The organism is Sediminibacterium sp. FW305-C-61 (assembly GCF_058231065.1).
The window spans coordinates 41,701-62,739 of record NZ_JBIQXR010000001.1; the positions used below are offsets into that span (position 1 = coordinate 41,701).

The 21,039-nt window shown below is 39.4% G+C and carries 18 protein-coding genes; 12 read left to right on the forward strand and 6 right to left on the reverse strand.

Annotated elements, in window-relative coordinates:
* The first annotated feature begins 23 nt into the window (after positions 1-23).
* The 6 genes from ACH30E_RS00115 to ACH30E_RS00140 all read left to right on the forward strand — a co-directional run bounded on the left by ACH30E_RS00115 (position 24) and on the right by ACH30E_RS00140 (position 6,557).
* Positions 24-1,751, forward strand: a complete 1,728-nt coding sequence (locus ACH30E_RS00115) for a hypothetical protein (RefSeq protein ID WP_490823123.1) — start codon at positions 24-26, stop codon at positions 1,749-1,751.
* A 74-nt stretch (positions 1,752-1,825) separates the two neighbouring features.
* The gene (locus tag ACH30E_RS00120; protein WP_294996275.1) at positions 1,826-2,473 is read left to right on the forward strand and encodes an ATP-binding cassette domain-containing protein; all 648 of its coding nucleotides are present in this window, start codon (positions 1,826-1,828) and stop codon (positions 2,471-2,473) included.
* A 6-nt stretch (positions 2,474-2,479) separates the two neighbouring features.
* A complete protein-coding gene (locus ACH30E_RS00125; protein ID WP_490823124.1) occupies positions 2,480-3,673 on the forward strand; it encodes an FtsX-like permease family protein in 1,194 nt (397 codons plus the stop codon).
* 229 nt (positions 3,674-3,902) lie between these two features.
* Positions 3,903-4,361: a hypothetical protein gene (locus ACH30E_RS00130; protein WP_490823125.1), complete on the forward strand. Its 459-nt coding sequence runs from the start codon at positions 3,903-3,905 to the stop codon at positions 4,359-4,361.
* A 754-nt stretch (positions 4,362-5,115) separates the two neighbouring features.
* Positions 5,116-5,895 carry a sensor histidine kinase gene (locus ACH30E_RS00135; RefSeq protein ID WP_294996266.1) on the forward strand — a complete coding sequence of 260 codons (780 nt, stop codon included), beginning with the start codon at positions 5,116-5,118 and terminating at the stop codon, positions 5,893-5,895.
* 11 nt (positions 5,896-5,906) lie between these two features.
* The gene (locus tag ACH30E_RS00140) at positions 5,907-6,557 is read left to right on the forward strand and encodes a response regulator transcription factor (protein ID WP_294996262.1); all 651 of its coding nucleotides are present in this window, start codon (positions 5,907-5,909) and stop codon (positions 6,555-6,557) included.
* Between the two features lie 17 nt (positions 6,558-6,574).
* On the opposite strand, the gene ACH30E_RS00145 is transcribed toward ACH30E_RS00140, so the two are convergent.
* Positions 6,575-6,811, reverse strand: a complete 237-nt coding sequence (locus ACH30E_RS00145; RefSeq protein WP_294996259.1) for a hypothetical protein — start codon at positions 6,809-6,811, stop codon at positions 6,575-6,577.
* A gap of 171 nt (positions 6,812-6,982) precedes the next feature.
* On the opposite strand from ACH30E_RS00145, the gene porZ reads away from it, so the two are divergent.
* Complete coding sequence (gene porZ, locus ACH30E_RS00150; protein WP_490823126.1) at positions 6,983-9,298, forward strand: type IX secretion system anionic LPS delivery protein PorZ; 2,316 nt, start codon at positions 6,983-6,985, stop codon at positions 9,296-9,298.
* A gap of 276 nt (positions 9,299-9,574) precedes the next feature.
* On the opposite strand, the gene ACH30E_RS00155 is transcribed toward porZ, so the two are convergent.
* Together ACH30E_RS00155 and ACH30E_RS00160 are read right to left on the reverse strand one after the other, a co-directional pair.
* Complete coding sequence (locus ACH30E_RS00155; RefSeq protein ID WP_294996253.1) at positions 9,575-10,171, reverse strand: hypothetical protein; 597 nt, start codon at positions 10,169-10,171, stop codon at positions 9,575-9,577.
* 48 nt (positions 10,172-10,219) lie between these two features.
* Positions 10,220-13,579 (reverse strand): methylmalonyl-CoA mutase family protein, encoded by a 3,360-nt coding sequence (locus ACH30E_RS00160; protein WP_294996251.1) that lies wholly within the window; start codon positions 13,577-13,579, stop codon positions 10,220-10,222.
* Between the two features lie 95 nt (positions 13,580-13,674).
* Between ACH30E_RS00160 and ACH30E_RS00165 the strand changes: the two genes are divergently transcribed.
* Positions 13,675-14,616 carry an aldose 1-epimerase gene (locus ACH30E_RS00165; protein ID WP_490823127.1) on the forward strand — a complete coding sequence of 314 codons (942 nt, stop codon included), beginning with the start codon at positions 13,675-13,677 and terminating at the stop codon, positions 14,614-14,616.
* Here ACH30E_RS00165 and ACH30E_RS00170 read toward each other — a convergent pair.
* Positions 14,611-14,997: a RidA family protein gene (locus tag ACH30E_RS00170; protein WP_294996243.1), complete on the reverse strand. Its 387-nt coding sequence runs from the start codon at positions 14,995-14,997 to the stop codon at positions 14,611-14,613. The genes ACH30E_RS00165 and ACH30E_RS00170 overlap by 6 nt on opposite strands.
* 64 nt (positions 14,998-15,061) lie before the next feature.
* On the opposite strand from ACH30E_RS00170, the gene ACH30E_RS00175 reads away from it, so the two are divergent.
* From ACH30E_RS00175 to ACH30E_RS00190, 4 genes are all read left to right on the forward strand, one after another.
* Complete coding sequence (locus ACH30E_RS00175; RefSeq protein ID WP_294996240.1) at positions 15,062-15,685, forward strand: 3-hydroxyacyl-CoA dehydrogenase family protein; 624 nt, start codon at positions 15,062-15,064, stop codon at positions 15,683-15,685.
* Positions 15,682-16,356, forward strand: coding sequence for a tRNA (adenosine(37)-N6)-threonylcarbamoyltransferase complex dimerization subunit type 1 TsaB (gene tsaB / locus ACH30E_RS00180; protein ID WP_490823128.1), 675 nt, complete (start codon positions 15,682-15,684; stop codon positions 16,354-16,356). The genes ACH30E_RS00175 and tsaB overlap by 4 nt, the downstream gene beginning before the upstream one ends.
* 197 nt (positions 16,357-16,553) lie before the next feature.
* Entirely contained in the window at positions 16,554-16,805 is a 252-nt protein-coding gene (locus tag ACH30E_RS00185) for an ArsR/SmtB family transcription factor (RefSeq protein ID WP_490823129.1), read from the forward strand.
* Between the two features lie 89 nt (positions 16,806-16,894).
* Positions 16,895-18,310, forward strand: coding sequence for an MBL fold metallo-hydrolase (locus ACH30E_RS00190; RefSeq protein ID WP_490823130.1), 1,416 nt, complete (start codon positions 16,895-16,897; stop codon positions 18,308-18,310).
* 138 nt (positions 18,311-18,448) lie between these two features.
* On the opposite strand, the gene ACH30E_RS00195 is transcribed toward ACH30E_RS00190, so the two are convergent.
* The gene (locus tag ACH30E_RS00195; RefSeq protein ID WP_490823131.1) at positions 18,449-19,330 is read right to left on the reverse strand and encodes a lysophospholipid acyltransferase family protein; all 882 of its coding nucleotides are present in this window, start codon (positions 19,328-19,330) and stop codon (positions 18,449-18,451) included.
* An 89-nt stretch (positions 19,331-19,419) separates the two neighbouring features.
* A complete protein-coding gene (gene nadB / locus ACH30E_RS00200) occupies positions 19,420-21,015 on the reverse strand; it encodes an L-aspartate oxidase (protein WP_294993505.1) in 1,596 nt (531 codons plus the stop codon).
* Positions 21,016-21,039 lie beyond the last annotated feature (24 nt).

Consider the following 21,039-nt stretch of genomic DNA (forward strand, 5'->3'; position numbering starts at 1 on the left):
AAGCTATAAAATAATATAAGCATATGAAGTCTGCTCTGCGTTATCTACTGCCATCCGCCCTATTGGTATTTTTTTTCAGCTCATGCTCCAATAAAGGACCAAAAGAAGCGGGTCTTATACCAAAAACGGCCAGTGTTGTTCTAGTACTGGATCCAGGTTCCATGCAGGATAAATTAACTGCAGGAGGTATAAGTGTAGACACTTTATTAAGCCGTGTATTCACCCGCGATTCCAGTGATTCAGAAAACAGGAAAGAATTAGACGAGTTCAGGAATAATGCCGGCATCAACTGGAAAAGCCAGTTGTTCTTCTTCTTCTCTCAGAAAGGCAATCCAAAAGAAGCATCAACCACTGTTATGAATGTAATGGGGGGCATAGCTGATGTAAGCAAGTTTGAACAATGGGTTAAAACGCAAAAAGAACTTTCTAAAAAAACCATCACCAAAGAAAAAAACTATAGTTATGTATTAGCGGAAGATAATACCATGCTATCGTGGACAGATAAAAATGTGCTGGTAACAATCTATAATCATGTGGAAGTGCCTAAATATGACACGATTACAGAACAATTCAACATACCAGAAAAAAAGAATGTAGAAGCAGATCTGAAAAAAGAAGTCGATGGTTATTTCACACAGGAAAAATCAGCTTCTATGGCTGATGTTGCTGCATTTACCAAAATGTTCAAAGACAGGGCAGATGGTTATTTCTTCAGTTCATCAAATGCATCACTGAATGCATTGAGTATGCTGCCATTATCACTTCCAAAAGTTGAAGAACTCTTAAAAGACAATTATTCAACTGCTACTTTGAGTTTTGAAGATGGTAAAATTGTAGCAAAATCTGCCACCTATACCAATCCTGTACTCAGCAATGTGCTGAAACAATATGCAGGTCCTACAGTAAATCTTTCCATGATTGAAAAATACCCTTCCGACAAAATAAACGGGATCGTTATGGCTTCATTCAATCCTGAAATTTTCGGTGGACTCCTCAAACAACTGGAGGTTGAAGGCCTTGTGAATGGCATGATGGAAAAAACTGGTTTTAGTGCGCAGGATTTATATAAATCACTGAAAGGTGATATTGCTGTTGTTGTTTCTGATCTAGGTACCAGTCAACCAGAACCACAGGAAAAAAAGGATGAAAAAGATATGATGGGCAAAAAGCCAATGGGTAAAATGATTTTCAATGCCCCTGTTGGTGATAAAGTAAGTTTTGCCAAACTGATGGATAAAGCAGCAGAATCAGGTTATATCAAGAAAGTAGGCAGCACGTATAAAAGTGGTGACTTAATGGCAATGCTGGGTATTTATATGGTTGCTGATGACAAAAACTTTATCATCGCCAGCGATTCAATTACCTATACACAGTATATGTCGAATAATAACAAGGCGGTAATTAGTACAGAAGTATTGAATCAATTCAAAGGAAAATCTTCGGTTGTTTATTTTGATATCGCCAATACCCTGGCTGGTTTTATGGGTAGCAATGGTGACTATAATAAGTCGATGAAAACTGCAAAAGAAACTTTCAAAGATGTAATTGGTACTTCTGATAATTTTGATGGTAATAGTATAAAAGGTGTTTTTGAAGTTCGTATGCAAAACGAAAAACAAAATAGCCTGGTAACACTAACCAGTTTAATAACAGATATCGCTGTTGATATGCGTGTAGCCAATAAAAGACAGAAATTACTGGAAGAAAGAGCTTTCCCAGGTGGCATTCCCGCGATGATCAGAACAAATTAATATTGAATACACGATAGGGAAAGGTCCTGCTAATGCAGGACTTTTTCTTTGGTTTCCAAAATTGATGGTTCCGTATGAATATTCAACTGAAGCAGGTAGTTCCCATTCCTTTAAAAGATAAATTACTCCGGCAACCGTCTGGTATCTGGAACAATAATGTTGAATTTACTACACCAGATTGGGTTAAAATAAAAGCTCCCAGTGGTACGGGCAAAACAACATTTATTCATTCTCTCTACAAATTAAGAACTGATTATACCGGATCGATTTTGTGGGATAATCAACCTTTAAAAGAAATATCTGCTGAGAAACTTGCTGCATACAGGCAGCAAAAAATCAGTGTTGTATTTCAGGATCTTCGTCTATTTGCAAATCTCACAGCTTTTGAAAACATTGAATTAAACAGGGTTTTACAGGAACCCTATTGTTCGCGTGAAAGCATTGATGCAATGGCAAAGCAATTAGGTGTGGACCATATTCTCCACCAAAACGCTTCAATTTGCAGTTATGGTGAGCAGCAAAGAATTGCCATCATCCGGGCACTTGTTCAACCCTTTGAATGGTTGATTATGGACGAACCTTTTAGTCATTTAGACGAAGCCAATACATTGAAAGCCGCTGCACTAATTGCTATGGCCTGTAAAGAAAGAAAGGCAGGATTAATTATTACTGATCTGCACGACGACCAATACTTTGAATACACCAGGAAACTCGATTTATAATTGCTTATGAAAGGTCTTCAAATACTTTTAAAGAAGCTTATCAAAACCGGTGCAGGACGATTTCGTTTTGCCATGGCAGTTATTGGTTTATCCGTAGCTATGTTGCTGATACTTTCTGCAGTTCAGCTACAAAGTAATTATAATGAATTACTGAATGGCAGTGGCAACAGGGATAGTATCGCGAATTTTATGGTGATCAATAAAACCCTTACCGATCAGAATTTAAAAAATGCCACTTTATCTGCTGCGGAAATTGCTGATATAAAAGCGCAAAGTTTTACAGATGCCATTGGCATCCTGCAAAGTAGCCGGTTTAAAGCATCCATACAAAGCAGTAGTGCACAATTCCCATTTTACACTGATATCGCTTTTGAAAGTGTACCAGATAGTTTCCTCGATGTAAGTACGAAAGAATGGGCCTGGAACGAATCCAGCAATTTCGTTCCGATTATCGTACCCGGCATGTTTCTGGATATTTACAATTTTCAATTTTCCCTATCTCAGGGGTTGCCTCAGTTAACAAGAGAAGTGGTGAAAATGATTTTTTTCCAGGTGAACCTTTACGATGAGAATGGAGTTGCACACAGCATGCGTGGTCGTGTAGTTGGTTTTAGTGACAGGATATCGTCATTACTCGTTCCACAATCATTTATGGATTGGGCAAATAATGCATTTGGCACAGGTAGTTATAATGCCCCATCAAGAATTATCATAAGAACAAAAGACCCCGGAAATCCTTTGCTTGAAAAATATTTGAAAGAAAAAAATTTAAGCACAGATCGAGATAAAACAAGATTCAGCAGGTATCGCCAAATTGTAGATATGGTGGTGAATATTTCCGGAGCTACTGGTTTACTGATGCTCCTGTTTGCAATATTGATCTTTACACTTTTCATTCAACTTACCATTAGTTCTTGTAAAGAAGAGATTGCATTGTTGTTAACTTTAGGTGCTTCACCAAAACAATTGACCCGATTTTTAATGCGTCAATTTTTCCCTTCAAATGTGTTGATTGTTGTTGTTTCATTAGTAGCAGTAGGGCTATTACAATACTGGTTACACAGTATTTTAGGGCAACAGCAGGCCCATATTTCCCCTTATTTAAGTGTTCAAACTGCCCTGACAGCATTATTTATTTTATTATTTATTGGTGCAATCAACTTTATCAACATAAGAAAACACATAAAAAATAGTTTTTAAATACAATGTATATCAATTAATTATGCAGTTTAATTAATAATATTCGGTGAAAACACCGTACGTAAATTCAGTGAAAAAAACATAATAATTCCGTGATTAAACTGCTGATACATAAGAAAAAAAGTAGAACTTTGTACTTGATGGGAATTAGATATTGAATAGTTCCCTTCAAAAACCTTGTAATACCCATTCAAAAAACCTTGGTCAAAACCTATTAAAAACAGTTTAGATGAAAAAGTTTCAAATCTTAGGCACAGTTTTACTGCTGTCAGTTGTTACCACCCTTCTGGTAGCCTGCCAGAAAGAACAGGATGGTGTTACGAATGAAGTAAGCAAAAAAGCTACTGATGAAGAATCAGTAACTGCAATTCAGGTAAGCGCATCTGATATACCTGGTATTATCAACAAAAATGAAGCAGCTAGCTTAGCGGCTCGCTATGCTGCTGCCCGTATTAATAAAAGTACTGCTGTAGCATTCTCAGTAAAAGATATCCAAAACTATCTTTACCTGCTTAGAAAAGCTGGTTCAAAAAATATCTATGTAAACTTCGGTTTGTATGATAATGGTCGTCTGACAGTTTTCTTCTCTGGTGATAAGAGAAGTGGTTCAGGCAGCATAAGAAACAGTGATTTTGGTAGTCCTTCTAATGGAGAAGATTTCCTGAATCATGGTGGCTTGGTTCCTTAATCGATGCTATCAGTTCTTAACATAATACATTAAAGAATTTTTATAAACCCTTTCCACATTGGAAGGGGTTTATATCTTAAGCCAGGCTCATGATTGAACATCTAAGACTCTACTCACACCTTTACCTTGAAATACTTTGCCTTCTTATTGCTTTACTTAATTTCAGGTACCTCAAGCGAAATAAAGGATTTGTATATTTCATCCCATTTTTAATAATTACTGTACTAGTAGAACTTACAGCTAAATTTCTCCTGACAGCAGAGAATGAAAACATTGACCGTATAGATCGATCTGTACGATATATGATGTTTAATGTTTTTACAACCTGTGAGTTCATTTTTTATTCCTGGGTATTTCTTTTTTATATTTCCAGCAAAGCCCTTAGAAAAACAATTATTTTCTTGATCCCTGTTTATATCATTTTGGTTGTATTGAATATTGCTTTCATTCAGGGGATTTACAAATTCCATACTTATACCTTTCTTGTTGGCGCTTTTTTAATGGTCGTGTACAGTTGTTTCTTTCTCTACGAGTCAATATTACCTGATTCCCTGGATACAAAGTTATCTTTACATCCCTTCTTCTGGGTTTGTATTGGGTTATTGATTTTTTACCTGGGATCAGTAATAATTAATGCACTTTTTGAATATCTTACAAGCACTGCCTTAAAAAAGCAGGGAACTACGATTTACTCCTTTATCAATAACAGCCTGAATGTGGTGCTTTACGGCTCATTCAGCATTGCATTTATATTATGCCGAAAGAACAGGAAGACATCCTAATCACCATCGTAATCGCTTCAGTATTTTTGGTGCTGATAGGATTTTTTTTATTGCTTATAGTATTCGTTTTCCTGCGCCGACAGCGAAAGTTTCAACAGGAGCGCGATGAAATGAAGAACAGATTTGAGCAAACCATCCTCAAATCGCAACTGGAAATACAGGAACAGACTTTCAGCCATATCAGCCGCGAAATTCATGACAATATCGGCCAGGTATTAAGTTTGGTTAGATTAAACCTGAGCACTTTTACCGATATCTCTGAACATGAAAAACTGGAACATACCGATGAACTGCTGGGGAAAGCCATCAAAGATCTTCGCGACCTGAGCCACAGCTTACAAACCAACCGGATCCAGGATATAGGCATCGTTGAATCAATCCGCCAATTACTCAATAACCTCCAGAAAAGTGGCCGATATAAAACAGATCTGAAAGTAGAAGAAAATTTTACCGGTATCGATAAAAACACAGACCTGATCATGTTCAGGATGGTTCAGGAAATCATCAATAATATCATGAAACATGCCAAAGCCGACCATATTTCGGTAGATGTGGAAGGGAATGAGAATGAGGTTAAGCTCAGCATCGCAGATAATGGTATTGGTTTCGATATGGAGAAATTTAAAACAGCAGGCCCCGGTATCGGATTACAGAATATCTTTAACCGGGCAAAAATGATAAATGCCACTGTTGATATAAAAAGTGAGCCCGGAAACGGAACAGCTATTATATTGCAGGCAAAATCCAAATAATTCCAATTTGTATGACTTTTGTAGCCTTAGTGGACGACCATGAATTACTGCGCAGCGGGTTGGCCTCGATGATTAACTCATTCGAAGGCTTTAAGGTAGTTATGGAAGCTGGCAACGGTAAAGAGTTCATCGAGGCTTTAAAGACCAACAAACCCCCAGCCATCGTATTACTAGACATCAATATGCCCATGATGGATGGCTTTGAAACAGCAGAATGGATTAAAGCCAACCTTCCGGATACCCGTGTACTTGTACTGAGTATGCTGGAAAACGATATAGCCATCATCCGTATGCTAAAAAATGGCGCCCGAGGCTATCTCCTCAAAGACAGTAAACCAAAGGTTTTTAAACAGGCACTCGAAAATATTCGCGATACAGGGTATTTTATCAATGAATTGGTTAGCGACAAGCTAATGCACTATATCAGCAACGAAGATTCATTCCTGGGCGACGGCTCTCCGTTGAGCAGCCTCACAGAAAATGAGACCATCTTCCTGCAATGGATCTGCAGCGATAAAACCTACAAAGAAATCGCTGAAGAAATGCATATCAGTCCACGTACCGTAGATACCTACCGTGATAACCTGTTTAAAAAACTGGATATCAAAACAAGGGTTGGACTCGCCATCTTTGCCATTAAACATGGTATTGTCAGCGTATAAAGGTTTCTTCGGTTTTGTTATTTCCTGGTTTTAAAACCAACTACAAAACTTCCCTCTTCTTCATAGTAATAAGTTTGCTTGTATTTATTGTACTTAATCGGTGCCCCCATCTCGCGCATCATTGATAAGTAAGTAAATAAAGTGGTCAAAGAACAATCGATCCTTACTGCCATTTCTGCAGGCTTACCAGTACATTTCCTAACAATCAGTTCGTCAATTTTCCTGAATGTATCAATGGCTATTCTACTCTTCATAGCTTTTATTTTAACTGCCAAAATAAAAATCCTTTCCATTGAAAAATCACGTAGAAATACCTGATTTTAAAAAGCATCTTTCCGATACCATTGATGTGGTAAATACCTTCCAATCAATTACTATCTCCTTTCTATACACCATCATTACTCACAGATTCACTAACTTTAACTATGTTTAAAAGGAGAAAAATATTTACATCAATCCTTCTTTGTTGTTTTTCCCTATTCTCCATTACAAATGCATATGCACAAATTCCACCAATTGGGCAATGGCGCGAACACCTTAACTACCAAAAAGCGATCCAGGTTATAAAGGGCGATCGTATTTATTGTGCAACCGAACAAGCGCTATTCGCTATCAACGAAAAAAATGAAGCCCAACGTTTCTCTAAAGTAACAGGCTTAAATGATATTGGGATTAGCGCAATCGGATGGGATCAAACAACTAATCAACTCGTCATTGCTTATAAAAACAGTAATATCGATCTGCTTAAAGAAAATACCGTTAAAAACATTAGCGACATTAAGCGGAGTAATATTTCAGGAAACAAAATAATTCAACATATTTTCTGTAGTAATGGTTTCGCGTATTTATCTACCGGACTAGGCATCATCGTAGTTGATCTTACAAAAAACGAAATAAAAGATACCTGGATCATTGGCACTAATGGTACACAGGTTGCTGTATCAGGAACAACCTTCTTTAGTAACCAGTGGTATGCAGCAACTGCTGAAGGACTAAAAACAGCTACCATTAATAGCAGTAACCTGGCCGACTATCGCAATTGGCAAAACCTGAGTGGTGCAGGAGGGTTACCAAACGGGCCCTGCCAAGAGGTTCTATTAGTAAATGGAAGTATAGTTGTGCAACGAAACGATTCATTGCTCATACGCAATGCCAATAGCTGGCAACTCTTGTATTTTGATGCGGCATGGCCAATTATAAATACTTCAACAAGCGAAAACCGTCTGTTAGTATGTCAACGTACCAATACCGGTATTGCCCGTGTAATCAGTTTGAATACAAACGGTAACATAGAGCAAACCCGCGCTCAACCAGGTGTTATTTCTCTTCCGGGTTCTGCATTGCTCGACAATAACACTGTTTGGGTTGCTGATCAGTTTGGTGGTCTCTCTCATTTCAGTAGCTCAGTAGATCGCTTTATTCCTAATGGCCCACCAGGTATTGCCACTGGAGAATTATTAGCCAATGGATCTTCCCTATTTGCTGCCGCGGGTAGTGTTAATGACGCATGGAACTATCTATACAACAGAGATGGTATTTTTCAATTAAAAGAAGACCAGTGGTCATTTCGCGGATACTATAACACCAGTGTACTCGACTCAGTACTTGATTTTATCACCCTAACACAAGATCCACGCGATCAGAGTATCTGGGCAGGTAGCTATGGAGGTGGTCTTGTACAATTTAAAGAATCAGGTATCCGGATATTCAAAGAATATAATAGCAGTCTGCGTGCTGCCATAGGCGATCCTGGCAGTGTACGAGTAAGCGGACTGGCATTCGACAGCAAGCAACGGTTATGGATCAGTAATTATGGTGCACCACAAAATCTGCAGGTCCGAAAACAGGATAGTACCTGGGCTTCATTCACTATCCCTTTAAACAACGCAGAAAACGCTGTTGCACAAATTGTAGTGGATGATTATGATCATGTATGGATCATGAGCCCAAAAGGAAATGGGCTTTTTTGCTATAACCCTGGAAATAATATCGATAATCCCAATGATGACAGATGGAAATATTATCGGGAGGGACCAGGCAGCGGTAATCTTCCTTCAAACAATGTTTATTCACTTGCAAAAGATAAGAATGGATATATATGGGTTGGAACCGATAAGGGATTATGCATTATTCAGTGTACCGAAAATATTTTCGAAGGAAGTGGATGTGATGCCATTCAACCCATAGTACAGCAAAGTCAGTTTGCCGGACTATTATTTCGTGATGAAGTTGTACAATGCATTGCTGTTGATGGAGCAAACAGAAAATGGGTGGGTACCAGAAATGGTGTATGGTTAATCAGTGCAAATGGAGAAAAAATTATCTATCGATTTACAGAAGAAAATAGTCCCCTCCTCAGCAATGATGTGCGCAAATTAGCCATTGATCCGGTAAGCGGTGAAGTATTTATGGCAACATACAACGGCATCTGTAGCTTCAGGAGTACTGCTACCGAGGGTACAAATACAACCCAGCAGGTATTGGTATTTCCCAATCCGGTTCCCCCGGGCTTTAGTGGAACTATTGCCATTCGAGGTTTAGTTAATAATGCACTGGTAAAAATTACTGAAATGAACGGCAGGCTTGTTTATCAGACCAGATCACTGGGTGGACAAGCAATTTGGGATGGTAAAAATTACCTCGGCACTAAAGTATCAAGTGGTGTATATCTGGTAATCATCAGGGACGATGATGGACAGGAAAAAGTTGCCACGAAAATTGTTATTACAAATTTGAAGTAAAGGAATATTGCAAGTAGATAGTTAGGCCGCAAGCTTCTAGCTGCAAGCTGCAGGCCTCGATTGGTACTTATCGTAAACTATGTGCTAATACTGGAATAAATGAATGTGGCTGCAAATCGCTTATTTAAATTCGTCTATATAAACAAGTGTTTATTTACAGGACTTGGTATAATATCTATTTAGCACGTTTTCTAATTTATTACACCCAAAACTGAAAGTCCATAATAAGCACCAATCAAGGCATGCAGCTTGCAGCCTGTAGCTTGTAGCTAAAAATTACTGCTTCACATAATCATAAGTACGCATAACCGTAAATTTCTGTCCCCCTTTTTCACCCGGTATAACTCGGTACATCACCTGCCTGGTTTTTCCGGTAGGCACTGAAACCCCGGAACTATCGGCTGCGAATAATGGAAACCTGCGCGTGAGAATACCTTCCATAAGTAAGTATTCATCGTTCCCTTTGTAGCCATCTCTCAGTTTAGGGTCGTCGAGGATATCGGGAAAAGTAATTGGCATTACATTGTTATTTCCTTCAGAGCTGATACAAATAACTGTTCCTTTATTTAGTGTATCGCCATTATATACGTATAATACGAGATCAGGGAAATTATCGCGGTTCACATCATCCACTTCTGCCCTGCGAACCCGTCCCATGATTTCAAAACTGAAATCACGAACACTGTTATCAAAACCAATAGGAGAAATGCTGATGGTATTTTTATCTGCATTACGATTATTGCAAACTACTTTATAGCCTGCTTTACCAATTTTCATGGTAGAATCGTATTTACGGGCAGCTTGTTGCGCATTTGAAACAAATGGACATGCAAGAAAACAAACGATAATAATACGGGTCAACAGATTATGCATCAGATCAATATTATTGAGCACTCAAAATACTGAAACTTTTTGGAAGCCTTACATATTACGTCGGTATTGTCCGCCAACTTCATACAGCGCATGTGTTATCTGTCCTAATGAACAGTATTTCACCGTTTCCATCAATGCTTCAAACAGGTTTCCATTCTGACGGGCCGTTTGTTTGAGTGTTGCAATTGCAGAGGCAGATTTGTCTTCATTTCTTTTCCAGAATGCCTGCAGGTTCTGAATTTGTTGTTCCTTTTCTTCGGTAGTAGAACGAATCACTTCGCCAGGCAACACTGTAGGACTTCCCTTTTTATTCAAGAAAGTATTTACTCCAATCAGTGGTAATTCTCCCGTATGTTTTAAGGTTTCGTAGTAAAGGCTTTCTTCTTGTATCTTATTTCGCTGGTACATTCTTTCCATTGCACCTAGCACACCACCTCTTTCACTGATTCTTTCAAACTCCGTCAATACTGCTTCTTCCACCAGATCAGTCAGTTCTTCAATTGCAAAACTTCCCTGGATAAAGTTTTCTGTATTAGCTGTTCCAAGTTCTCTGTTAATAATCAATTGAATGGCCATTGCCCTCCGCACACTTTCTTCCGTTGGTGTGGTGATCGCTTCATCATAAGCATTGGTATGAAGGCTATTACAGTTATCATAGATGGCATAAAGTGCTTGCAGCGTAGTTCTGATATCATTAAAATCTATCTCTTGTGCATGCAGGCTTCTTCCACTGGTTTGAATATGGTATTTTAATTTTTGAGAACGCTCATTTCCCTTGTATTTATTTTTCATGGCTTTCGCCCAAATACGTCTGGCTACACGGCCTATCACGCTATATTCAGGATCCATTCCATTGCTGAAGAAGAAAGAAAGGTTAGGTGCGAAATCATCGATATACATTCCCCTGCTTAGGTAGTACTCTACATAAGTAAAGCCATTTGCCAATGTAAAGGCTAATTGTGTAATTGGGTTAGCGCCAGCTTCCGCTATATGGTAACCACTAATACTTACACTATAAAAATTACGAACCTTATGATCGATAAAATAAGATTGTACATCACCCATTAGTTTCAAAGCAAATTCTGTAGAGAATATGCAGGTATTCTGTGCCTGATCTTCTTTAAGAATATCTGCCTGTACGGTTCCCCGCACTTGTGATAAAGCTTCTGCTTTAATTTTTTCATATACATCTGCAGGTAACACTTCATCACCCGTTAAACCAAGCAAGCCCAGTCCAAGCCCACTATTGCCCTCGGGTAATCTTTCTGGTGAAGCCGGATTATAGTAAACCGGTTTTGGTGCATGTTTGTATTTGTGCGCAAACACTTCTTCAACCTTGTCTCTTAAACCATTTTCTGCGATATACTTTTCACATAACTGATCAATTGCTGCATTCATAAAGAATGCAAGCAGTATAGGTGCTGGACCATTAATGGTCATACTAACCGAAGTTTTTGGATCACACAGATCAAAACCGCTGTATAATTTCTTGGCGTCATCAACAGTGGCAATACTTACACCACTGTTACCAATTTTACCATAAATATCCGGACGTACCGCAGGGTCTTCCCCATAAAGTGTTACACTATCGAAAGCTGTAGAAAGCCGAATAGCTGGTTGCCCTAAAGACACATAATGGAATCGTTTATTGGTGCGCTCTGGTCCACCTTCACCTGCAAACATACGAGTTGGATCTTCACCCTGTCTTTTCAATTCAAACACACCTGAGGTATAAGGAAATGAGCCTGGTACATTTTCCTGTAACTGCCAGCGTAGAATATCGCCCCAATCCTTGTACTTCGGTAATACTACTTTAGGTATACGTGTTTTACTAAGTGAAGTAGTTGTGAGTGGCTGTCTGATTATTTTATCGCGTACTTTATATTCAAAAAAGTCGGCTTCATATTTATTAACCAGTGAGGGCCATTGATCGATAAGTGATTTACAATCTGGGTGCAATTGCTTTTCGAATGATTGTTTTACTTCTTCCAACCCCTTTGCCAGCTCACCTTCTACCGAAGCAAGTGTTCCGGTGATTTGATAAAGTTTGCTTGCCAGTGTTGTTTGTTCATTTACCCAAACATCATAAGAACGGTTATTATCTGCAATTTCTGCCAGATAGCGAACACGCTTGGGAGGAATGATCTGCGATTTGGTGGTTGTTTCGCCAGATGTAACTTCCTTTGAATAATCCCCAAATTTTACTTTGGTTTTTGTTTCGACAACCTGCATTATTTTTTCAAACAATGTATTTACACCTGCATCATTAAACTGAGCTGCGATAGTACCTACAATGGGAAGATCTTCATCTTTTGCGGTCCATAAACCATGGTTGCGTTTATATTGTTTACGTACATCATGTAGTGCGTCTAATGCACCTGCTTTATCAAACTTATTGATACAAACCACATCCGCATAATCAAGCATATTGATTTTTTCGAGTTGAGATGCAGCACCGTATTCCGGTGTCATTACATAAAGACTCACATTGCAGAAATCGAGGATAGAGGCATCACTTTGTCCTACCCCGGCTGATTCAAGAATTATAAAATCAAATGCAGCTTTTTTGCAGATATCAATAGCATCCTGTACATGCGCACTTAATGCGGTATTATCATCGCGTGTTGCCAGGCTGCGCATATAAGCACGTGGATGTGATATGGCATTCATGCGGATACGGTCGCCCAATAGTGCACCACCTGTTTTTTTCTTGGAAGGATCAACCGAGATAACAGCGATGGTACTATTTTCAAATAGTTGGAGATACCTACGTACTATCTCATCTGTTACTGAACTCTTTCCTGCACCACCTGTTCCTGTAATGCCTAAAACAGGTATTGGTTTATCTTCCTTTTGTATGTTTTTCTCAACCTGTTTGCTATTTACTCCATTTTCTGCATTGGTAATCTGACGCGCAATGGTGCGAATGTCTTTTACTTCACCCAAAGTCATGGGTTTGGTATAAACACCACTCCCATTCAGGTTAAAATCACATTGACGAATCACATCTTCAATCATTCCCTCCAGTCCCATTTGGCGACCATCATCCGGACTATAAATCCGGGTAATGCCATAATGATGCAGTTCCCTGATCTCTTCCGGTAAGATAGTACCACCGCCGCCGCCAAATATTTTGATGTGTCCACAGCCATTCTGATCCAGTAAGTCACGCATGTATTTAAAGAATTCCACATGACCGCCCTGGTAACTGGTAATGGCTATTCCCTGAGCATCTTCTTCGATGGCACACTCCACTATTTCTGCCACGCTCCTATTATGACCAAGGTGTATTATTTCTGCTCCTTTCGATTGTAAAATCCTGCGCATGATATTAATGGCCGCATCATGCCCGTCGAACAGGCTGGCTGCAGTTACAATGCGTATTTTATGCTGTGGTTGGTACGACATATCCTTTCTTTTCACTGAGATGCAAATTTACGGCTTTCCTTCAAATGGTTAACAATCGTTAGTTTTTTGATGCATAAGTTTACAAAAAGAATAAAATGGCATTCAGCATCAGGGAAGAGGGGCTAAGCAACGATAAGAAGATCATTCTTTGTGACGAAACCTTGGGAACTACGGCAGAAATCTTCTGCTTTGGTGCATTATTAAATGCTTTTACTGCGCAAAAAGAAGGACTAAGTTATAATATCATCGATGGCTTTGTAGATGTGGCAAATGCAAGGCTGGAAATGAATAATGGCTTCAAAAGTGCAAAACTGAGTCCATTTGTATGCAGGATGCGGGATGGACAATACAGCTTCGAACAACAAAACTTCAAAATCGAAGGCTTCTATTTGAATGGACATGCCATACATGGACTTTTATGCCATGCAGATTTTACCATCACAGAAAAGGGTGCAAACGGTGAAAAAGCATGGGTATGTTTATCCTACCATTACAAGGGGACCGATAAAGGATTCCCTTTTGAATATAGGCTTGCTATTACCTGGACCTTATACGCCAACAACTACCTCACCGTAACTACAGAAGCTACCAACCTGCACACAAATCGTATTCCATTTACGGATGGCTGGCATCCTTATTTTACCGTTGGAGAATCAATTGATACAGCTACACTTCAGTTTAATACAGCTAAAAAACTGGTTTTTGATGCTGATTTATTACCTACTGGTGAAGAAGAACAAGATGGTCGATTTCTGAATGGTACTTTACTGGCTGGTATTGAACTAGATAATTGCTATGCATTATCACAAAACGAACCAGTAACCTGCATTTTAAAGAATAGTAACATAATGATCAGTATCGAACCTGATTCAACTTATCCATATTTACAGGTATATACACCACCGCATCGCAAGAGTATAGCGATAGAAAATCTTACCGCTGCACCTGATGCTTTTAATAATAAAATTGGGTTGAAATATTTACAACCGGGAGAATCAATTAACTGTACAACTGGTTATCGAATCACACTATTATAAATCTACCACAGCAATCATACTGATTTCTACGTTCACATTTTTGGGGAGTGTTTTTACTGCTACTGTTTCACGTGCAGGAAAATCTCCTTTAAAATAGCTGCCATATACTTCATTCACTTCTCCGAAATGCCCCATATCACTGAGGAATATGGTCGTTTTTACAACATGTTCGAATGTTATATGGGCTTCTTCGAGTACTGCTGCAAGGTTTTGCATTACCCGGTGGGTTTCTGTTTTTAAATCGCTCGTGAGCAACTCTCCCGTAGCAGGATCGAAGGCAACCTGACCACTCAGGTAAACCATACCATTTGCTTTAACTGCCTGACTATAAGGACCAATGGGGGCGGGTGCTTTCGGGGTATTGATGACTTGTTTTGACATGGATACTTTATTTATGCCGGCAATTTGGTGTTTTTCTATCAACCCACCAACCTAAATTTGCAAGATGCAAATAGTGGTAAAAGGAACAACAGAGCAATACCAGGAATTTTTATCAAAACCCATACCGGCTGGTTGCCAGATTTACAGGTATGGTTATGATAGTTTGCCCGAACAAAAAGCGATCTGGTTCAATCTAAATTTTGAAGAAGATGACCAGCCGATTCCTGAAGCGGGCGACAGTATTGTTTTTGCGAATGCTGTGCTGCTTACTCAGTCTGAATTACCTCCGAATTACGTGCGCATCAATGCATGGAATGGTTTTTTGCAAAGACCAATTGTAGAACTTGTAGCTGGTGGTCATGAAGAAGAAGTAAAAGACATATTGAATCAGCTACATTGGCCCTATACGTTTGTACCTGATGTACCTGGTATGATTACAGCAAGGGTAATTTCTATGATTATTAATGAAGCTTATTTTGCCTGGGGCGATAATGTGAGTAGTAAGGCGGATATAGATACAGCGATGAAACTGGGTACTAATTATCCGATGGGTCCTTTTGAATGGTGTGAAAAAATTGGGATCGAAAAGGTTTACAAGTTATTGTCGATGCTTTCAGAAGAAGACAAGCGCTATACCCCTGCGCCGGCTCTTGAAAATGAATATGTACAATCGATTGCCGCAAAATGAGTTATATCCTAAATATTGATACCGCAACTGAGAGTGCCAGTGTTTGCCTTAGCAAAGAGGATACTGTGTTGTTTATGCTGACAAGCGATGATCAAAAAAACCATGCTGGTTTTATTCAACCCGCCATTGCTGAAATTTTACAAAAATCTGACCTCCAACTTACCGACTTGTCAGCGATTGCAGTTACTGGCGGTCCGGGTAGCTATACAGGATTAAGGGTTGGCATGGCCACGGCCAAGGGTCTATGCTTTGCTATAAATAAACCCCTGATCATAGTAAACACACTGGAAGTAATGGCTATTGCTGCCATAGAAGCTGTGGATGAGGCTATTAGCTGTTTTTGTCCACTAATAGATGCCAGGAGAATGGAAGTATTTACGGCCATTTACAACCGAGAACTCAAAGTTCGGTTGGAACCACAGGCACTGGTATTGGAAGAGCAAACGTTTGCGGATTTTTTGGAGAAGGAAACTGTTTGTTTTTCAGGATCAGGAATGAAAAAATTAAGCAAATTTTTATCCCACCCAAATGCCCGTTTTGAGGAGGTGAAACATGATAGTAGTCACCTTGCTTCCCTTTCGCTAAAAGCCTTTTTCCGAAAGGATTTCGCCGACCTTGCTTACAGCGAACCATTGTATCTCAAGCCATTTTTTGATACGGCGAAAAAGTGAACAAACACGTCAAAAATCTTGGACCTAAAAAATATGCCTATAAAGTATAAAGATTTATATATCTTTATAAGTGCAATTTTAGTTTGTTAACCCCCCATCATAACTTAATTGTCATGAGTCAATCATTACAATCCGTTGTATTAAACAACGGCAAAAACGCGGTAAAGGTGGACTTCCTCCATACGAAGAAGGCTGCTTTGATACTCCGCTCGATCAACCACAAGCTCCGACAGCAAATCATCAAATTACTCGACGATCATCAAAAAATGACGGTTACAGAAATTTATGTAAAGCTTAGGCTGGAGCAATCTGTAGCTTCACAACACCTCGCCATCCTCCGACGAGCCGGTATTGTAAGTACTACAAGAGACGGTAAGTTCATCTTCTATTCAGTCAACTACAGCCGATTATCCGAAGTAGTCGGGTTTGTAGAATCGCTGGTTGGTTGACAGTTTAACTGACAAAACGCCTGTTTTTCCATAATTCATAAGGGTCTGGCCTGATCCTTGGGTGTATCTTTGCCTAAACTCGCCAAAATATGTTTGTAAAACAACTATATACTGGCTGTCTCAGCGAAGCAGCCTATTATATTGAAAGTGATGGAATCGCAGCAGTGATAGACCCTATGCGCGACATTGAAGCGTATACCAGCCTTGCAAGAGAAAGGAACAGCAAAATAAAATACATTTTCGAAACGCATTTTCATGCCGATTTTGTAAGTGGCCACCTTGATCTTGCTGCTGCAACAGGTGCTACAATTGTTTATGGACCAGCCACCCAAACCAACTTCCCTGTTCATGTTGCAAAGGATGGGGAGGTATTTTCTATAGGAAAACTGAGTATAACTGTATTACACACACCAGGTCATACTCTGGAGAGCAGTTGTTATTTATTGAAAGAGGAAACTGGTAAAGATTATGCCCTCTTTACCGGTGATACTTTGTTTGTTGGTGATGTTGGTAGACCCGATCTTGCCCAAAAAACAAATGAAATAACAACGGAAGACCTTGCGGGAATGATGTACGAAAGTATTCAAACCAAAATACTTCCGCTGGCAGATGAAATCATTGTTTATCCTGCTCATGGTGCCGGTAGCAGTTGCGGCAAAAACCTTGGTCCTGAAACATTCAGTACCATTGGTGAACAGAAAAAAAGTAACTACGCCTTACAACAACAGAGTAAAGAGGACTTTATTAAAGCGGTTACAGAAGGATTAGCAGCTCCTCCTCAATATTTTCCGATTAATGCCCGCATCAATAAAGAAGGATATAATAATCTTGAAGCCGTGCTGGCCACAGGTATGAATACCTTAGATATTCCAGCTTTCAAACTTAAAATGAAAGACCCGAATGTAATCATCGTTGACACCAGAAAAGCCGATGTATTTACAGAAGGTTTTGTTCCAGGCTCCATCTTTATCGGACTTGAAGGTCGCTTTGCGGAATGGGCAGGTAGTTTGTTACCATTCGATAAAGAAATTGTTTTGGTTACTGAAACCGGCAGTGAAAAAGAAAGTATCATCAGATTAACCCGCGTCGGCTTCGAAAAATTTGGTGGGCATTTGTCCGGTGGTTTTGAAACCTGGAAAAATAACCAGGAACAAATTGATATGATCATTGATGTAGAAGCAGATGAATTGGCGATGGATATGCCATTCGATGACCAACTGGTTATTGTAGATGTTCGAAAAGTACCGGAATATGCAGATGGCCATATCAAAGAAGCACTGAACATTCCTTTAGATGAACTGACGGACCCAGGTAGTATGGCAAACCTCGAAGACAACCATAATATCTATGTGCATTGTGCAGGCGGATACAGAAGTGTTATTGCAGCCTCTCTCATGAAAAGACAAGGCATCCATAACCTCCGCAATGTAGTAGGCGGCTGGGGCAAGATAAAAGAACTGACGGATAAGTTTGATTTTGAAAAATCGAAAGAAGTACTGAATTGATGGCTGATGTCTGATGTCTGATGTCGGATTTAGGGGACATTCCAGGAACTTTGTTAACTTGGATTCCCAAAAATTGTCCGACATCCGACATCCGACATCCGACATCCGACATCCAACATCCGACATCCGACATTTATCTTAAACCATTAAATGCTCATACTTCCCCGCCTCATGCGACCATTTCCATCTTCTGTGGCTCCATAAGTAATTCGCGGGTATTTTTCGTACAGATTCTTCTACTTTCTTTACCAGTAGTTTTGTTAGGGCACCATCCGGATAATCATTAGGGGTGGTTGTTACCAGTTCAAAATCGAGGCGGTAATGGCCTCTTTTTATTTTATAGAAATGAGCGTATACAATCGCGGTATTGTTCATTTTAGCACCTTTCTCCGGCCCTCTTGCAAAGGGCGCAGGTTTACCAAAGAAATTGGTCCAATATGCTTTCCCCGGATTACCAGGATTTTGATCTGCTACCAAACCCAATGCATACCTGTTTTTTGCATACTGGTGAAAATTGCTTTTGAACTCACTTGCCGGTACCAATAGACTACCAAATTTGGTACGCAGGCGATAAATTAATTTGTCGAATACTTTGTTACTTAAAGGCATGTAGACACCAATAAAGGGGAATTTACTATCCAATGAAACTCCAAGATTAGCATACTCCCAGTTAAAATAATGTCCGGAAACAATTTCTACATTCTGGTTACCGGCATATAAATCATTCAGTACATCAATGTTGATGGTAAATCTTTTCCTGAACCTTTGCTCGGAAACAGATAACAGTTTGATGATTTCAATAAAACTATCAATAAAATTATGATAGAAATCTTTCGCTATTCTTTCTCTTTCGGCTGTTGTCTTTTCCGGAAAAGCAATTTTCAGGTTATCAAACACTACCTTTTTCCGATAGCCGATAACACAATACACAAGCATGTACAAAGCGTCACTGATCAAATACAATATACGCCAGGGCAATAACGATAAAAGGTAAAATAGTCCGTAAACAATGGGGTACATTCGGTGAATTTTTGATCTTTTAATTTTTGATCTTTGAATTTTTGGCCTTTGAATTCAAATCAAGAAATCAAAGATCAAAAAATCAACGATCACAAAATAATATTCTGCAGCAGTTCGCTTTTGCCCTGGTGGTCAGTGTTATAGTGCAGGCCCCTGCTTTCTTTTCTGAATTGCGCACCTTTTACTATCAGGTAACCCACTGTTATCAGGTTTCGCAATTCACACAATTGGGGCGACACTTTTGTTGACCGGTATAATGCTTCTGTTTCGGTATATAATAAATCGAGTCTTTTCATAGCACGCTCCAAACGCACATCAGTTCTAACGATTCCGACATAATCGCTCATGATTTGTTGTAATTCTTTAAGACTCTGCGTTATCAGGATCATTTCTCTTGGGTCTGTTGTACCGGTTGTTTTCCAGTCGGGAATGGTAGTTTCAAAAGAAATATTTACAACTGCTTCTATACTATCCAGGTAACAACGATGTCCGAATACCATTGCTTCCAGCAGACTATTACTTGCTAAACGATTTGCGCCGTGTAAGCCTGTGCTGGCACATTCTCCGCATGCATAAAGGTTTCTGATAGAAGTTCTTCCCCATTCATCCGTTTTAATTCCACCACAACTATAATGTGCCGCAGGAGCAACAGGTATCATTTGTTGCATAACATCTACTCCAATGCTCAGACATTTTTCATAAATATTGGGGAAATGATGAATAAATTTCTCTTTATCCATGTGGCGACAATCGAGGTAAACATGTTCAGTACCTGTTTGCTTCATTTCATTATCGATAGCGCGTGCTACAATATCACGTGGTGCAAGATCTTTACGGGAATCATATTTTTCCATAAATGCTTCACCGTATTTATTTCGGAGAATACCCCCATCACCCCTTACTGCCTCTGTAATCAGAAAAGATGGGGATATACCTGGTTCATATAGGGCAGTTGGATGGAACTGTATGAATTCCATATTCTCTATCCTCCCTTTCGCACGATAAACCATTGCAATACCATCTCCGGTGGCAATTTTAGGATTGGTAGTGGTACGGTATGCTTGTCCGCACCCACCAGTGGCGAGCAAGGTAACTTTTGCGAGTATCTTTTCAATTTGATTGGTATGGAGATTCAACACATACACGCCATAGCAGGTAATATCTGTTGTTGATTTGGTAACGAGGTATCCCAAATGGTGTTGAGTTAGTATATCAACGACAAAACAATGATTGATCAATTCAATATTCTTTACCTGAGCAAGCTCTTCCAGTAATGCCCGCTCCATTTCTTGCCCTGTTACATCTTTATGGTGCAATATCCTGTTTTCACTATGCCCACCTTCTTTACCCAAACTATATTCGCCGCTTTCGTTTTTATCGAATTCCGCACCATAGGAAATTATTTCTTTGATGCGTTCAGGACCTTCTTTTACGACTATTTCTACTATAGCTTCATTACATAAGCCATCACCAGCTATCAGGGTATCTTCAATATGTTTATCGTAACTGTCTCTGTTCTCATCCCAAACACCTGCGATACCGCCTTGGGCATATTTGGTATTGGTTTCATCGGCCTGGGTTTTGGTGATGACGGTCACTTTTTTATCAGGAAACTGACGCGCCGTTTTAAGTGCATAAGTTAAACCTGCGATTCCTGATCCTATAACTAAAAAATCTGTTTGCATAATCGCTTCTTTCGCTCTGCGTAA

Excerpts from the sequence above, each read along its gene's own strand:
- ACH30E_RS00160 (WP_294996251.1), bottom strand. The coding sequence starts at position 13,579 with ATGTCGTACCAACCACAGCATAAAATACGCATTGTAACTGCAGCCAGC.
- ACH30E_RS00155 (WP_294996253.1), bottom strand. The coding sequence starts at position 10,171 with ATGCATAATCTGTTGACCCGTATTATTATCGTTTGTTTTCTTGCATGT.
- ACH30E_RS00130 (WP_490823125.1), top strand. The coding sequence starts at position 3,903 with ATGAAAAAGTTTCAAATCTTAGGCACAGTTTTACTGCTGTCAGTTGTT.
- ACH30E_RS00140 (WP_294996262.1), top strand. The coding sequence starts at position 5,907 with ATGACTTTTGTAGCCTTAGTGGACGACCATGAATTACTGCGCAGCGGG.
- nadB (WP_294993505.1), bottom strand. The coding sequence starts at position 21,015 with ATGCAAACAGATTTTTTAGTTATAGGATCAGGAATCGCAGGTTTAACT.
- tsaB (WP_490823128.1), top strand. The coding sequence starts at position 15,682 with ATGAGTTATATCCTAAATATTGATACCGCAACTGAGAGTGCCAGTGTT.
- porZ (WP_490823126.1), top strand. The coding sequence starts at position 6,983 with ATGTTTAAAAGGAGAAAAATATTTACATCAATCCTTCTTTGTTGTTTT.
- ACH30E_RS00170 (WP_294996243.1), bottom strand. The coding sequence starts at position 14,997 with ATGTCAAAACAAGTCATCAATACCCCGAAAGCACCCGCCCCCATTGGT.
- ACH30E_RS00120 (WP_294996275.1), top strand. The coding sequence starts at position 1,826 with ATGAATATTCAACTGAAGCAGGTAGTTCCCATTCCTTTAAAAGATAAA.
- ACH30E_RS00145 (WP_294996259.1), bottom strand. The coding sequence starts at position 6,811 with ATGAAGAGTAGAATAGCCATTGATACATTCAGGAAAATTGACGAACTG.
- ACH30E_RS00135 (WP_294996266.1), top strand. The coding sequence starts at position 5,116 with ATGCCGAAAGAACAGGAAGACATCCTAATCACCATCGTAATCGCTTCA.
- ACH30E_RS00175 (WP_294996240.1), top strand. The coding sequence starts at position 15,062 with ATGCAAATAGTGGTAAAAGGAACAACAGAGCAATACCAGGAATTTTTA.
- ACH30E_RS00190 (WP_490823130.1), top strand. The coding sequence starts at position 16,895 with ATGTTTGTAAAACAACTATATACTGGCTGTCTCAGCGAAGCAGCCTAT.
- ACH30E_RS00115 (WP_490823123.1), top strand. The coding sequence starts at position 24 with ATGAAGTCTGCTCTGCGTTATCTACTGCCATCCGCCCTATTGGTATTT.
- ACH30E_RS00165 (WP_490823127.1), top strand. The coding sequence starts at position 13,675 with ATGGCATTCAGCATCAGGGAAGAGGGGCTAAGCAACGATAAGAAGATC.
- ACH30E_RS00195 (WP_490823131.1), bottom strand. The coding sequence starts at position 19,330 with ATGTACCCCATTGTTTACGGACTATTTTACCTTTTATCGTTATTGCCC.
- ACH30E_RS00125 (WP_490823124.1), top strand. The coding sequence starts at position 2,480 with ATGAAAGGTCTTCAAATACTTTTAAAGAAGCTTATCAAAACCGGTGCA.